The organism is Burkholderia sp. MSMB0856, assembly GCF_001524645.2.
GTDB classification, from domain to species: Bacteria; Pseudomonadota; Gammaproteobacteria; order Burkholderiales; family Burkholderiaceae; genus Burkholderia; species Burkholderia diffusa.
On the sequence record NZ_CP013428.1, the window covers coordinates 176,651 to 189,273 of the forward strand.

Annotated in this window: 13 protein-coding genes; 7 read left to right on the forward strand and 6 right to left on the reverse strand. The window is 66.9% G+C overall.

The annotated features are described in order from the left end of the window. Position 1: 1 nt before the first annotated feature. Positions 2 to 946, reverse strand: coding sequence for a choline ABC transporter substrate-binding protein (locus tag WS87_RS18380; RefSeq protein ID WP_082750626.1), 945 nt, complete (start codon positions 944 to 946; stop codon positions 2 to 4). Between the two features lie 262 nt (positions 947 to 1,208). On the opposite strand from WS87_RS18380, the gene WS87_RS18385 reads away from it, so the two are divergent. From WS87_RS18385 to WS87_RS18395, 3 genes are read left to right on the forward strand one after another with little or no spacing between them, the layout of a single operon-like run. Beyond that, a complete protein-coding gene (locus WS87_RS18385; RefSeq protein WP_059818421.1) occupies positions 1,209 to 1,889 on the forward strand; it encodes an MgtC/SapB family protein in 681 nt (226 codons plus the stop codon). A 43-nt stretch (positions 1,890 to 1,932) separates the two neighbouring features. Then, positions 1,933 to 2,700, forward strand: a complete 768-nt coding sequence (locus WS87_RS18390; protein ID WP_059818420.1) for a DeoR/GlpR family DNA-binding transcription regulator — start codon at positions 1,933 to 1,935, stop codon at positions 2,698 to 2,700. Positions 2,701 to 2,732: 32 nt separating this feature from the next. Next, positions 2,733 to 3,131: a winged helix-turn-helix domain-containing protein gene (locus WS87_RS18395; protein WP_244135308.1), complete on the forward strand. Its 399-nt coding sequence runs from the start codon at positions 2,733 to 2,735 to the stop codon at positions 3,129 to 3,131. Between the two features lie 37 nt (positions 3,132 to 3,168). Here WS87_RS18395 and WS87_RS18400 read toward each other — a convergent pair whose 3' ends face one another. Together WS87_RS18400 and WS87_RS18405 are read right to left on the reverse strand one after the other, a co-directional pair. After that, complete coding sequence (locus tag WS87_RS18400) at positions 3,169 to 4,512, reverse strand: DUF2325 domain-containing protein (RefSeq protein WP_059818418.1); 1,344 nt, start codon at positions 4,510 to 4,512, stop codon at positions 3,169 to 3,171. Positions 4,513 to 4,622: 110 nt separating this feature from the next. After that, positions 4,623 to 5,120: a hypothetical protein gene (locus tag WS87_RS18405; protein WP_082750625.1), complete on the reverse strand. Its 498-nt coding sequence runs from the start codon at positions 5,118 to 5,120 to the stop codon at positions 4,623 to 4,625. Between the two features lie 277 nt (positions 5,121 to 5,397). On the opposite strand from WS87_RS18405, the gene WS87_RS18410 reads away from it, so the two are divergent. Both WS87_RS18410 and WS87_RS18415 read left to right on the forward strand, forming a co-directional pair. After that, positions 5,398 to 6,210, forward strand: a complete 813-nt coding sequence (locus tag WS87_RS18410; RefSeq protein WP_059818417.1) for a class I SAM-dependent methyltransferase — start codon at positions 5,398 to 5,400, stop codon at positions 6,208 to 6,210. A 149-nt stretch (positions 6,211 to 6,359) separates the two neighbouring features. Further along, positions 6,360 to 6,764 (forward strand): nuclear transport factor 2 family protein, encoded by a 405-nt coding sequence (locus WS87_RS18415; protein WP_059818416.1) that lies wholly within the window; start codon positions 6,360 to 6,362, stop codon positions 6,762 to 6,764. A gap of 72 nt (positions 6,765 to 6,836) precedes the next feature. Here WS87_RS18415 and WS87_RS18420 read toward each other — a convergent pair whose 3' ends face one another. The 3 genes from WS87_RS18420 to WS87_RS18430 all read right to left on the reverse strand — a co-directional run bounded on the left by WS87_RS18420 (position 6,837) and on the right by WS87_RS18430 (position 10,326). Beyond that, complete coding sequence (locus WS87_RS18420) at positions 6,837 to 8,318, reverse strand: aldehyde dehydrogenase family protein (RefSeq protein WP_059818415.1); 1,482 nt, start codon at positions 8,316 to 8,318, stop codon at positions 6,837 to 6,839. A 22-nt stretch (positions 8,319 to 8,340) separates the two neighbouring features. After that, the gene (gene speB, locus WS87_RS18425) at positions 8,341 to 9,291 is read right to left on the reverse strand and encodes an agmatinase (protein ID WP_059818414.1); all 951 of its coding nucleotides are present in this window, start codon (positions 9,289 to 9,291) and stop codon (positions 8,341 to 8,343) included. Positions 9,292 to 9,456: 165 nt separating this feature from the next. After that, the gene (locus WS87_RS18430) at positions 9,457 to 10,326 is read right to left on the reverse strand and encodes a helix-turn-helix transcriptional regulator (protein WP_059818413.1); all 870 of its coding nucleotides are present in this window, start codon (positions 10,324 to 10,326) and stop codon (positions 9,457 to 9,459) included. A 197-nt stretch (positions 10,327 to 10,523) separates the two neighbouring features. Between WS87_RS18430 and WS87_RS18435 the strand changes: the two genes are divergently transcribed. Further along, complete coding sequence (locus tag WS87_RS18435; protein ID WP_059818412.1) at positions 10,524 to 10,868, forward strand: cupin domain-containing protein; 345 nt, start codon at positions 10,524 to 10,526, stop codon at positions 10,866 to 10,868. Positions 10,869 to 11,102: 234 nt separating this feature from the next. Further along, a complete protein-coding gene (locus tag WS87_RS18440) occupies positions 11,103 to 12,563 on the forward strand; it encodes an NAD(P)/FAD-dependent oxidoreductase (protein ID WP_059818411.1) in 1,461 nt (486 codons plus the stop codon). Positions 12,564 to 12,623: the final 60 nt, after the last annotated feature.

The window sequence follows — 12,623 nt, forward strand, 5'->3', positions numbered from 1 at the left end:
CTCATGCGCCGATGAGTTTCTCGATCGCGTCCTTCGCGTTCTTCCCGTCGATGGTCGTGACGCCGTCGAGCCACTTCGACAGCACGCCCGGGTTCTTCCTCGCCCATTCCTTCGCGACCGCGACAGGGTCCGCGTGATTCATGATCGGCACCATCAGCTGGTTCTCTTCGTCGGTCGTGAATTTCAGGTTGGTCAGCAGGCGGCCGACGTTCGGGCAGCGTTCGAGGTAGCCGGGCGTGACGAGCGTGTAGACCTTCGCCGAGCCGTAGTTCGGGCCGAACACGCCGTCGCCGCCTTCCAGGTATGCGATCTTGTAGTTGATGTTCATCGGATGCGGCTCCCACGCAAGGAACACGATCATCCGGTGTTCCTGCACCGCGCGCGTCACCTGCACCAGCATCCCGGCCTCGCTCGACTCGACGAGCTTGAAGCCGCCGAGCCCGAATTCGTTCCTGTCGATCATCCGCTGGATCAGCGCGTTGCCGTTGTTGCCAGCGCCGATTCCGTAGATCTTGCCGTCGAGCTGGTCGCGAAACTTCGCGATGTCGGCGAAGCTCTTCAGGCCCTTGTCCGATGCGTATTGCGGCACGGCCAGCGTGTAACGCGCGCCGACCAGATTCGGCTGCGGCAGCAGGTGCACGGCGCCGGCGTCGACGAACGGCTTCACCGTCGGCGTCATGCTCGGATCCCAGTAGCCGAGGAACGCATCGATCTGCGCCTTCTTCACGCCGGCCAGCACGATCGGCGGCGACGCGATCGTCTTGCTGGCTTCGTAGCCGAGCCCGTCGAGCAGCATCATCGCGACGCCGGTCGTGGCCGCGATGTCGCTCCAGCCGACGTCGCCGAGCGTCACCTTCCTGCAGACGTCGCTTTCGGATGCGTGAACGGGCGCCGTCGCGATCGACGCGAGCAGCATTGCGGCCAGCATCCATGCCTTCTTCATCATGTTGGTCTCCTAAGCAAGTGTTCCGGATCGGGTTGCGTGAGTGGTCCGACGATCGATCGTATTGATCGGATGAAACAAGCGAACTTGGGTCTAGCCGCGCGGTTTTTCGTAACGTATATTAGAACGCACAAAATCGCAAGTTCGCACAAAAATACAACCCGCGGCGCGCGCGAACCGTCAGCCGGACGAAAGCAGGACACGTCGGGCGGCGGTCCGGGCGGGCCGCGTTTCATCGAGTCGGTTCAAGAAAAGGAGGCATCGCATGATCAGTCAGATGGAAATCATCTCCCGCCTGTTGCTGGCCGCGCTGCTGGGCAGCATCATCGGCATCGAGCGCGAACGGCTGTCGTGGGCGGCCGGCTTGCGCACGCACATGCTGGTGGCGGTCGGCGCGGCGCTCGTGATGGTCGTGTCGGCGTTCGGCTTCGCGGACATCCAGAATGCGAAGAACGTCTCGCTCGACCCGTCGCGGGTCGCCGCGCAGGTCGTGTCGGGCATCGGCTTTCTGGGTGCCGGGTCGATCATGCTGCGCGGGGAGATCATCCGCGGGCTGACGACGGCGGCGAGCCTGTGGGTCGTCGCGGCGGTCGGGCTGGCGGTGGGCGGCGGCATGTACGTCGCCGCGATCGCCGCGACGGCGATCGTGCTGACGATCCTCGCCGGCCTGAAGCCGATCGAGAAGCGCTTCTTCGCCGCGCGGCAGCGCTGGGGCGTGCGCATCCTCGCGAGCCGCGGCGCGGTGAAGCTGACGTCGCTGCAGGCGATGCCCGGCATCGACCAGGCGCGCATCGTCCAGTTCGTCATCGAACAGGACGACGCAACACCGGACGACGACCGGATCCACGTTGTGTTCTCGAAGATGACGAGCCGCGAATTCCAGGTGGTCCGTCAATCACTGCAGACCCTCGGCGGGGTCAAAAAGATGGAGGAGAGCGCCGCGTAGCCTCGGTTCGAATACCATTGACGTTCATTTCCAAGGACATTTCATGTGGCAAGAAGAGCGATATCAGAGGATTCGGCTTCTGTTATCGAAGATGCAGCGCGTCTCCACCGACCGGATCATGGCTGACCTGAACGTGTCGCGGGAAACCGTGCGCCGCGATCTCGTCGATCTCGAGGCGATGGGGGAACTGAAACGCGTGCACGGCGGCGCGGTGCAGGTGGGAGACGAAGCGCCGATCGCCGAACGCGCGCAGACGCACGTGAAGGCGAAGCAGGCGATCGCGCGCGCCGCGGCACGGCTCGTCACGGGTTCGCAGACGCTGTTCATCGATGCCGGCACGACCACCACGTTGCTGGCCGAGGAACTGGCGAAACTGTCCGGCCTCACGATCGTCACGAACTCGATCGACGTCGCGCTGAAGATGCGCTCGAGCGACCCCGGCCAGGCGAAGAACGAAACGATCCTGCTCGGCGGGATGATCGGCAGCCGCGCGGCCGCGACGGTCGGCGACGGGACGATCGCCGAGATCTTCCGCTATCGCGCCGATCTCGCGTTGCTGTCGCCAGTCGGCGTCGACCACGTGCGCGGCGCGACGAACTACGACCGGATGGAAACGGAAGTCGCGCGCGCGATGGTCGCCAACGCGGCGGACGTCGCGATCCTGGCCGACTTCAGCAAGCTCGGCACGAACAGCCGGATCGGCTTTTGCGAACCCGCGCGGATCGGCACTCTCGTGACGGACCAGAAGGCGGAATCGGTCGACAGCTACCCGAGCATCAAGAAGGCCATCCGGAACATCGTGCTGTCGTGATGGGGGCCGGCGTGCCGCGTCATCCATCGTGTATGCTTGCCCGCATCGTTCCACCGGCAGACAACATGAAGACTTCGGCACACTCCAAGCCAGAGGTGCGGTTCAGAATGCGCATCCAGCAGGCCGGCACGATCGCGCTCGGGCCGGGCAAGGTCGCGCTGCTCGAGGCCGTGCGCGAGCACGGCTCGATTTCGGCGGCGGCGCGCAGCCTCGAGATGTCGTACCGGCGCGCATGGCTGCTGATGGACGAACTGAACCGGTCGCTGAAGTCGCCCGCGACGGTGTCCGAACACGGCGGCCAGAGTGGTGGCGGCAGTGTGCTCACGCCGGTCGGCGAAGAGATCATCCGGCTTTATCGCGAGATTGAGGAACGGGCGTACGCGGCCTGTGCGGGCGAAATCGCCGCACTGACCAAGATGGTGCGCCGCTGAAGCTTGCGCGGTTGCACGGTCGTGCGATGCCGGTGGCCTACCCGTGCCGCAGGCAGAAGCGCGACGCTTCACCCGCCGGCACATCCGGCGGCACGACCTCGCGCGCATGCGCATCGAGCCGCCCGATGAGTTCGACGAAACTGGCGACGCTCGCGGTCCGCAGCGGGTAGTACGCGATCTGGTGGCGTTCGCACATCCGCTTGAGCAGGTTCACCGAATCGTGGTCGACGCAGTCGACCGGGAATACCACCAGATTCGCGCCCGGCAGCGCGGCGGCCAGCAGGCCCTTGCGATCCTCGATGCCGCCGTCGTGCAAAGTCAGTTCGCCGCCCGCCGTCTCGACGATCCGCCGGATCGCGCGGTTCGACCCGGGCCGGCCGCCGACATAGACGACGCGCTTGCGCCGCAGCATCGACAGCGACTCCGCCGCGGGCGCGGCCGGATCGTCGGTCGATGCCTGCACCGTCTGTTCGATCGCGCTCGCCTCGGCGCGCAGGGTCTTCACCATCGCCGTCAGGTCGTCGAGCCGCGCGCGCATCGCCCGCGCGCTCGCCTGTTCCGCGGCGATCCGCTGTTCCGCCGCCTCGCGGCGGCTCGTGTGCAGCGCCACGCGTTCGTCGCGCGCGGCCAGCGCCTCGCGCAGTTCTCGCACTTCGTCACGCAACGCGCTTTCGGCGCTCGTCGTCGGTGCGTTTCGGCGTGCATCGCGTTCATCCAGTTCCTTCAATGCGGCATCGCGCGCCATGCTCATCTCGTGCAGGCGTGCCTGTTGCCGCTCGATCTTCGCGTGCAGCGCGGCATTTTCTTCCTCGAGCGCGACCAGCCGGCGAATGTCGGCACGATTGGCTGCGCCGACGAGGTGCGACAGCATGTGCAAATCGCCGAACGCGGCCTGGCGCACGGCCATCGTCGTGCGCGGATGCGTCATCAGCGCCCAGTACGCGGGCGGGATGTCGCCGCTTTTCAGCGCGTCCTGCCACAGCGCGAGAAGCGCGTCGGCGTCCTTTGCCTTGTCGAACGCGTGTATCGCGCCCGCATAGCGTTCGTCGAGCACTTTGTGCAGTGCCTTGCCGCCGGCCGCGCCCTCGATCGCGAGCTGGACGGCCGCGTGGTGGATGTCCAGATCGGTCGCGCGCTGGCGGTCGAGATCGGTGAATTTCGGTACGAGCTTGCGCAGTTCGTGCGTGGTCAGGCACGTGCCGACGATCGAGCAATGCAGGTTCGAATCGAGCTCGGACAGACGCGCGCGGCGCTTCAGCTCGACTTGTTGCACACGGGACGGCGTGCAGCAGGCGTCGGTCCGCCCGGAGCCGGCGGACGCAGGGCCACCGGACGGCGGCAGGCCCGCCGTGCGGGCCAGGCGAAAGGGCGGAGCGTGCATGTGGACCTCGATCCGGGCCCGACGGGCCGGAGACGGATGCGCGAAAGATGGAGCGAAATATACCACGGAATATAACGGTCGAAATGCCGGCGAAATGCGCGATTCACAACTCAGCAGAGGGCAGCCGATTCCGGGCGCGGTGCGGATGCATGACGTTCGATCACGTGCTCGACGCACAGCCCGACCAGCAGCACGTCGACGCGCTCCAGCGCGGCCACCGCGTCGCGCATCGCGGCCGGGTCGTTGCTGAATGCGTCGGAGAACACGTCGTCGCGCGTGCGCTCGAGGTCGCGTGCCAGCGCGATCGCGCGTTCGAGGTCGGACACGCGCGTGAAGCGGGCGGCGTGAGCGTCGCGCTCGAGCGTCGACAGCAGGTCGCGCAGGCTCAGCGCGGACAGCGTGTCGTCCGTCACGGCGGAAAAAACGCGGATGAAGCGCATGACGCTGCCGCGCAGGCGCCGGAACGCATCGACGACGTCCGTGACCTGCTGCGCGCGTTCGTCGCTCGACAACGGCCGGAGCGCGCTGATCTTGCGTATCGGTGTCGGCGCCGACGTCTGGGCGCGTGCGGTGCGTCGCGGAGCGCGATCCGTCGGCGTGCGGGGCATGGTGAATCTCCGTTGGTGCAGATGGCGATATATTCTATGGGATATATCGATTACGCAACGAACACACTTCGCGGATCTCGATCGATGTCGCCGATCGGCTCTTTGCGTCGGCGTGTTTCCGCCCCGGAAACCGTGGTCTTCGGCATGCATTCGCCGCCGGCGCCGCGCGCCGCTTTCAACGCCTATCATGTATCAAGCCTGTCCCGCGTTCGACATGGCTTGGTGTGTGCCGAAACAGACGCGCAACCGCGTCACTCGACGTTTGCAAGGGGGCGTGATGACCGATCGCGACAAGGTGTTTTCAGGCTCGATTCCCGCGTTCTACGACACGCTGATGGTGCCGCTGATCTTCGCGGAATATGCTGCCGACCTGGCGGAGCGCGTCGCCGCCTTCGCGCCTTGCTCGGTGCTCGAAACCGCCGCCGGCAGCGGCGCGGTCACGCGGGCGCTTGCGTCACGGCTCGGCCCCGGCGTGCGCTACGTCGTGACGGACCTCAACCAGCCGATGCTCGACTACGCCGTCACCAGACAGGGAGCCGACACCCGTATCGAATGGCGGCAGGCGGACGCGCTCGCGCTGCCGTTCGAGGACGCGTCGTTCGACGTCGTCTGCTGTCAGTTCGGTGCGATGTTCTTTCCCGACCGGGTCGCCGGCTACGTTGAGGCGCGGCGCGTGCTGGGGCCGGGCGGGCGTTTCGTCTTCAGTGTCTGGGATCGCATCGAGGAAAATGCCTTTGCCGATGAAATCACCCAGGCCGTCGCGGCGCTGTTTCCGCATGACCCGCCGCGATTCCTCGCCCGCACGCCGCACGGCTATCACGATGTCGCGCTGATCCGGGACGATCTGCGCCGCGCGGGTTTCGCCAACGTCGATATCGCGACGCACGAGAAGGCAAGTCGCGCGGCGTCTGCACGCGATGTCGCCACCGCGTATTGCCTGGGAACGCCGCTGCACGACGAAATCGTCGCGCGCGATGCCGGCTTGCTTCAGTTCGCCACGGATCGAGCAACCGCGGCCATTGCCGACCGTCATGGCGACGGGCCGGTGGTCGGCAAGATTCAGGCGCACGTCATCGTGGCGTCGGGTTAGCGCCACCGCCGATTGCTCATACGGAATTCACGCCGCCCGACTGCTGGAGAACACGCATAAGTGCCGCCTCGCGGTTCGACTATGCTGAATTGTCCGCGGCCCGAATTCCGTGCCGCGACGCGGCGAACCGGCGAAGGCGGGAGGGTGCGATGAGCGAACAAGACAACGTGCAACTCGTGCAGCAGGCATACGCGGCGTTCGGCAGGGCCGATATCGACGGCATTCTGCAGACGCTTTCCGACAGTATCGACTGGTTCATCCCGGGGCCGGCCGACGTCGTTCCGTTCGTCGGCAGGCGACATGGGCCGCAGGCGGTCGCGGCGTTCTTCGCGGCGCTTGCGTCGACGCAGACCGCGGAACGGTTCGAGCCGCTCGAGTTCATCGCCAGCGGCAACCGGGTCGTCGTGCTCGGCACGCAACGCTGGCACGTTCACGCCACGGGTCGCACGTACGAAGACGACTGGGTGCATCTGCTCACGATCGAAAACGGGAAGATCGCGACGTTCGTCGAGTATCACGACACCGAGGCCGAAGCGGCGGCACATCGACCGTGACGACGCCGCGATCATGCGCGGACATCGTCACCTTCGGAAGCGTGCATCGCATGCTTCGGCCGGCCGCCCCGGTCAATCGATCGCGCGCATCGCGTGGCGAAGCTCCTGGTAGCTGCGCAGGCCCGTCACGCCGAGTTCGCGGCCGATCCCGCTGAGCCCGAAACCGCCCCAGCACACGTGTGGATAGATGAGCTGCGGTGCGTTGATCCACACGAGCCCGGCGCGCACGCGCGCCTGGAACTGCTTCGCGATTTCCGCGTCGCGCGTCACGACGGTCGCGACGAGCCCGTAGCGCGTGTCGTTCGCGAGCGCGATCGCCTCGTCGTCGGTGCGGAACGACTTCACGCACGCGACCGGGCCGAACACTTCATCGGTCCACAGCAGGTTGTCGACGGCCGGTTCGGCGACCACGACCGGCGCCATGAAGAAGCCATTGCCGCCCCCCTCGGCGACGCGCCCGCTGAACGCGACGCGCGCGCCGGCCGCGATGCCTTGCTCGAGCATTGCCTCGACGCGCGTGCGCTGCGCGGCCGAGATCAGCGGCCCCATCGCGACGTGTCCGGCGGAAGGCGGCGCGACGACGAGCGCGCGCACGGCCGTCTCGAACGCGGCCATGAAGCTGCGGTACACGCTGTCGTGCACGAGGATGCGCGCGGTGGCCGAGCACATCTGGCCCGCGTTCGTGAACGCACCGGCCACCGCCAGCGACACCGCGACGTCGAGATCGGCGTCGTCGCGCACGATCAGCGACGACTTGCCGCCGAGTTCGAGCGTCACGCGCTTCATGTCCTCGGCCGCGGCCTGCATGACCTTGCGGCCGGCGGCCGTGCTGCCGGTAAACGAGATCTTGTCGACCAGCGGATGCGCGGTCAGCGCCGCGCCGACTTCCGCACCGCCGTTCACGACGTTGACGACGCCGTCCGGCACGCCGGCTTCGGCGATCAGATCGAGCAGCGCGTGCTCGGTCGGCGACGTCAGTTCGGACGGCTTCATCACGACCGTGCAGCCGGCCGCCAGCGCGGGCGCGAGCTTCCACGCGGTCGTGACCATCGGGAAATTCCACGGCACGATCAGCGCGGCCACGCCGACCGCATCGTGAAAGCGCTCGGCGGCGACGGCGTCGCTCGGCAGCGCGACCGGCTCGGCCGCGAACAGCGCCGGGTTCTCGCACAGCTGCGCGTAGTACGCGAACGTCGCGGCGACGTCGCCGACGTCGGCGTCCGCTTCGAACGGCGGCTTGCCGCTCACCTGCATCTGCAGCGCCGCAAGGCGTTCGCGGTTGGCTTCGACGCGCGCGGCGATCGTCGCGAGCAGGCGGCCGCGCTCGGCGGGCGGCGTGTCGCGCCAGCCGGCGAACGCGGCGCGCGCGGCGCGGACCGCGGCGTCGACGTGCGCGGCCGTCGCGAATTCCTGCCAGCCGATCGTCTCGCCGGTCGACGCATTGAAGATCGGCGCGCCGGCTTCATCGGAATGCGTGCGCACGGGCTGGCCGGCGATGCGCGCGGCGGGCAGCACGATGGCCGTGGCGGAAGGGGAAAGCTGAGCGGTTGACATCAACGTTTTCCTGTCGATCGGGTTAGCGGTAGGCGACGCCCGGCATCACGCAGAGCATCTCGAACGCGAGGTTCGCGCCGACGAGCGCGGTGGTGCCGGCCGGATCGTACGGCGGCGACACTTCGACGAGATCCGCGCCGACGATGTTCAGCCCCTTCATCCCGCGAATGATCTCGAGACCCTGCTGCACCGTCAGCCCGCCGATTTCCGGCGTGCCGGTGCCGGGTGCGAACGACGGATCGAGACCGTCGATGTCGAAGCTCAGATAGACCGGCGTGTCGCCGATGCGTTCGCGCACCTGCGCCATCAGCGGCGCGAGCGACTTGTTCCAGCATTCCTCCGCCTGCACGACCGTGAAGCCCTGCTGGCGGCACCAGTCGAAATCGTCCGCGTGGTAGCCGGTGCCGCGCAGGCCGATCTGCGTGACCTTGTCGCATTGCAGCAGGCCGTCCTCCACCGCGCGGCGGAACGGCGTGCCGTGCGCGATCTTCTCGCCGAACATCGTGTCGTTCACGTCCGCGTGCGCGTCGACGTGCACCACGGCAACCTTGCCGTACTTCCTGTGCAGCGCGCGCAAGATCGGCCATGCGATCGTGTGATCGCCGCCGAGCGTGATCGGCCGGCAGCCGTTCGCGACGATCTCGTCATACGCTTGCTCGATGCGGCGCACCGAATCCTTCAGGTCATACGGGTTGGTCGCGACGTCGCCGATGTCGGCGACCTGCAGCGAATCGAACGGGGCCGCGCGCGTGGCCATGTTGTACGGGCGCAGCAGCACGGATTCGGTGCGGATCTGGCGCGGGCCGAAGCGCGAACCCGAGCGGTTCGACGTGCCGAGATCGAGCGGCACGCCGACGAAGCACACGTCGAGGCCGTCGGTCGTGGTGGCCTGCGGCAGGCGCATCATCGTGGCAATGCCGCCAAAGCGCGGCATCTCGTTGCCGCCCATCGGTTGGTTCAGTTCGCGGTGCATGGGGCCGTCTCCTCTTTCTGGTGAAAAACGATCGGCCGATGGTAGAGGAGAACGCGCACGCGAAGATTTTGAAGTCGCAACGTTTACATCGATGCGGCTCGATGCGAGTGGCATTGCCGCATCGACGCGGCGTGACCGTCGGCGGGCAGTTGACGTCGGACCGGATCAGCGCGCGATCGCGGGCGGCGGCGCGCCGTCGCCGTCGTGCGGCGCGGCCGAACCCCATGCGGCAAGCTCGCGCTTCGTGCGCACACCGAGCTTCGCGAACGCACGCTTCACGTACGACTCGGCCGACGCGACCCGCACGCCGAGGATGTCGGCGGTTTCCGGCACGGTCTTGCCGGAGATCAGATGCTTGCAGGTTTCGTATTCGCGCTTCGACAGCTTCACGCTGTCGGCCGCGATCCGCGCATCGAACTGCGCGAGCGGATGCACTTCAGGCATCGGATGCGCGACGCGTCGCGCGGCGGTGGTCGACGCGTGCAGCTCGAGCAGCGGGAACAGCATGTCGCTGATGCTGCGAAAGCGGTTCATCTCGGCGAGCGTGAACGGCGGGCGATCGCGGCCGCGTTCCAGCGCGATCGAATGCTGCGCGTAGCGGGTGCCGCGCGCGAGCACGCATTCGTGGCCGATATGCACGTCGTCAAACAGCCGCTGACGGAATTCGCCGGGCGGAATCGCCGCGATATCGCGCACGACCAGCATCGTGCCCGTCTTGCCGCGCAGCCCCGCGAACAGCGGGTCGCTGTCGAGAAAGCGCTCGTAGTAGAGCGTCATCACGTCGGAGATTTCGGCGGTCGCGGTGCCGATGCCGCTGCTGCCGATCCATTCGCAGCGGTAGCCGGTGGGCATCGTGCCGTCGACGCGCGAGCGTTCGACGTGCGCGACGTCGAGCGGCACCACGTCGTTCAGCAATTGCGTGAGACGCGGCACGAAGTGCGGCGTGCCGACCGTCTCGATCAGCTCGCCCAGCGCCTTGAACGACACGTTGAAGCGGTCGGTGTCGCGGTGGAAGGGGTTCACGTTGAGCAGCATGCGGTTCCCCGGTGAAAAGCGGCGGCGATTTTAGCGTTGGACGCCGAACACGTCATTAGGGGGAAATACGGTACGGAGTCCTGCGACCCCGCGCGCCGCGGAAAACGCGGCTTGTCCCCCCCGAAGGGGGGCATACCGGGGCAGTGTAAATGAGTAACTTTGTCTCTGCTTTTTCAATCAAGAGACGAAAGATTCAGATGACCAAACTGATCAAGGACATCCTGCCGCTGGGCGCAGGCATTGGCGAATTCACGAAGCTCGACTTCGGGATGGACGAAAGCGACTGGCGCGCGGCCGAAGGCAAGAGCGGCGGCTACCTCATCGGCTGGTGGGAAGGCAAGGTCGGCTCCGTGGAGTTCCCGGAAACGGCGGCGGACGAGGCGGTGTGGCTCGTCGAGGGCCGCATCGCGCTGACCGACGTGGAAGGCAACCGCAAGGAATTCACGCCGGGCCAGGGTTATCTGCTGCCGGCCGGTTTCGCGGGCCGCTGGGAGACGATCGAGGACGCGAAGAAGTTCTACGTGCTGCTCGAGAAGTCGTGATGCGAGCGACCGCCGCCGTGGTGTCGTCGTCGGATCGACGCGCACCTGGCGGCGGTTGCGTTTTCGATCGACCGCAAGCGAAGCCCGTCGCGCGCTTGGCGACGGCACGCATCGCGATTTGCGGTGCATGCGCCGCAAATCGCCATCGGCAGAACAACCGATGACATCGGCGAATTCGGCAGGCCGCGTACGCACGACATGCGCGGGCCGCGATCACGTGGGATGGCTGGGATCATGGAAATGGAAGTCAACGAAGCAACGCAGGCCGCACCGGCGCACGCGCACGACGCGCGTCGCGCGCCGGTTGCACTGAGCGCCGCCGAGGCGCTCGCGAATACGAAGCTGTTCCCGTACTGGCTCGACAACCCGGCCGCACCGGCCGCCGAGCCGGAACTCGTCGGCGACGCGACGGCCGATCTGCTGATCGTCGGCGGCGGCTTCACGGGGCTGTGGGCGGCCGTGCAGGCGAAGGAGCAGATGCCGCACCTGAACGTGGTGCTGATCGAGGCCGGCAAGGTCGCGCACGGTGCATCGGGCCGCGCGGGCGGGATCATCTCGACGTCGGTGATGCACGGGCTGCCGAACGCGGTGCGCGTGTTCCCGAACGACATCGCGCAACTCGAGGCATTCGGCCATCACAACCTCGACGGCTTCGAGGAAACGCTGAAGCGCTACGGCATCGACGCCGACATCGAGTGGAACGGCGAGATGACGGTGGCGGTCGACCCCGAGCACGTCGCGCACCTGAAGGGTGACTACGACCTGCATCGCGAATATGGACACGACGTCGTGCTGCTCGATCGCGACGAAACACTCGAGCAACTGAATTCGCCGCTGTTCGCCGGTGCGTTGTGGTCGCGCAATCGCAGCGGCATCGTGCATCCGGCGAAGCTCGCGTGGGGGCTCAAGCGCGCGGCGCTGTCGCTCGGCGTGAAACTGTACGAACACACGCCGCTCACGACGGTGACCGACGAAGGCGACACGGTATACGTGAAGACGCCGAGGGGCAGCGTGCGCGCGCCGCGCGTCGTGTTCGGCAGCGGCACGGCGAAGGTCGGCATTCCCGACATCAACCGCCGCGTGATGCAGGTGCGCGATCACGTGCTCGCGACCGAGCCGCTCACCGACGAACAACTCGCGCGGATCGGTTGGAAGAATCGCCAGGGCGTGTACGACACGCGCACGCAGCTGAACTATTTCCGACTGACGAAGAACAACAACATCATCTTCGGCGGGCTGGTCAGCTATCACTTCGACGGCGATCCCGAGCCGCACCAGGACGGCGAGCGGCAAACTTACTACCGGCTCGCGGAGGCGTTCCATCGCACGTTCCCGCAACTCGCCGACGTGCGCTTCTCGCACGCATGGGGCGGCCCGATCGACTACTGCTCGCGCGGCTCGGTGTTCGCGAAGCGCTATCTCGGCGACAAGGCGGTGTTTGTCGCCGGCTACACGGGTTTCGGCGTCGCGGCGAGCCGGTTCGGCGCGTTCATGGGGCTGAACATCCTGTTCGATCGAGACAGCCCGGAACGCAAGCTCGACATCGCGAACCAGAGCCCGAGCTACATCCCGCCCGAGCCGATGCGCTGGGTCGCCGCGAAGATCACGTTCCATGCGTTCGACGGCGCGGATGCCGAAGGCGGCTGGAAGCGCGCGTGGATCAACGGGATCAAGGCGATGGGCTTCCCGATGTAAGCGGCGCGCGGTGTCCGCGAGCGACGCGTATGGCGCGTGCCGTTGCCGATGGCGGCGCGC

Excerpts from the sequence above, each read along its gene's own strand:
- WS87_RS18380 (WP_082750626.1), bottom strand. The coding sequence starts at position 946 with ATGATGAAGAAGGCATGGATGCTGGCCGCAATGCTGCTCGCGTCGATC.
- WS87_RS18385 (WP_059818421.1), top strand. The coding sequence starts at position 1,209 with ATGATCAGTCAGATGGAAATCATCTCCCGCCTGTTGCTGGCCGCGCTG.
- WS87_RS18390 (WP_059818420.1), top strand. The coding sequence starts at position 1,933 with ATGTGGCAAGAAGAGCGATATCAGAGGATTCGGCTTCTGTTATCGAAG.
- WS87_RS18395 (WP_244135308.1), top strand. The coding sequence starts at position 2,733 with ATGCTTGCCCGCATCGTTCCACCGGCAGACAACATGAAGACTTCGGCA.
- WS87_RS18400 (WP_059818418.1), bottom strand. The coding sequence starts at position 4,512 with ATGCACGCTCCGCCCTTTCGCCTGGCCCGCACGGCGGGCCTGCCGCCG.
- WS87_RS18405 (WP_082750625.1), bottom strand. The coding sequence starts at position 5,120 with ATGCCCCGCACGCCGACGGATCGCGCTCCGCGACGCACCGCACGCGCC.
- WS87_RS18410 (WP_059818417.1), top strand. The coding sequence starts at position 5,398 with ATGACCGATCGCGACAAGGTGTTTTCAGGCTCGATTCCCGCGTTCTAC.
- WS87_RS18415 (WP_059818416.1), top strand. The coding sequence starts at position 6,360 with ATGAGCGAACAAGACAACGTGCAACTCGTGCAGCAGGCATACGCGGCG.
- WS87_RS18420 (WP_059818415.1), bottom strand. The coding sequence starts at position 8,318 with ATGTCAACCGCTCAGCTTTCCCCTTCCGCCACGGCCATCGTGCTGCCC.
- speB (WP_059818414.1), bottom strand. The coding sequence starts at position 9,291 with ATGCACCGCGAACTGAACCAACCGATGGGCGGCAACGAGATGCCGCGC.
- WS87_RS18430 (WP_059818413.1), bottom strand. The coding sequence starts at position 10,326 with ATGCTGCTCAACGTGAACCCCTTCCACCGCGACACCGACCGCTTCAAC.
- WS87_RS18435 (WP_059818412.1), top strand. The coding sequence starts at position 10,524 with ATGACCAAACTGATCAAGGACATCCTGCCGCTGGGCGCAGGCATTGGC.
- WS87_RS18440 (WP_059818411.1), top strand. The coding sequence starts at position 11,103 with ATGGAAATGGAAGTCAACGAAGCAACGCAGGCCGCACCGGCGCACGCG.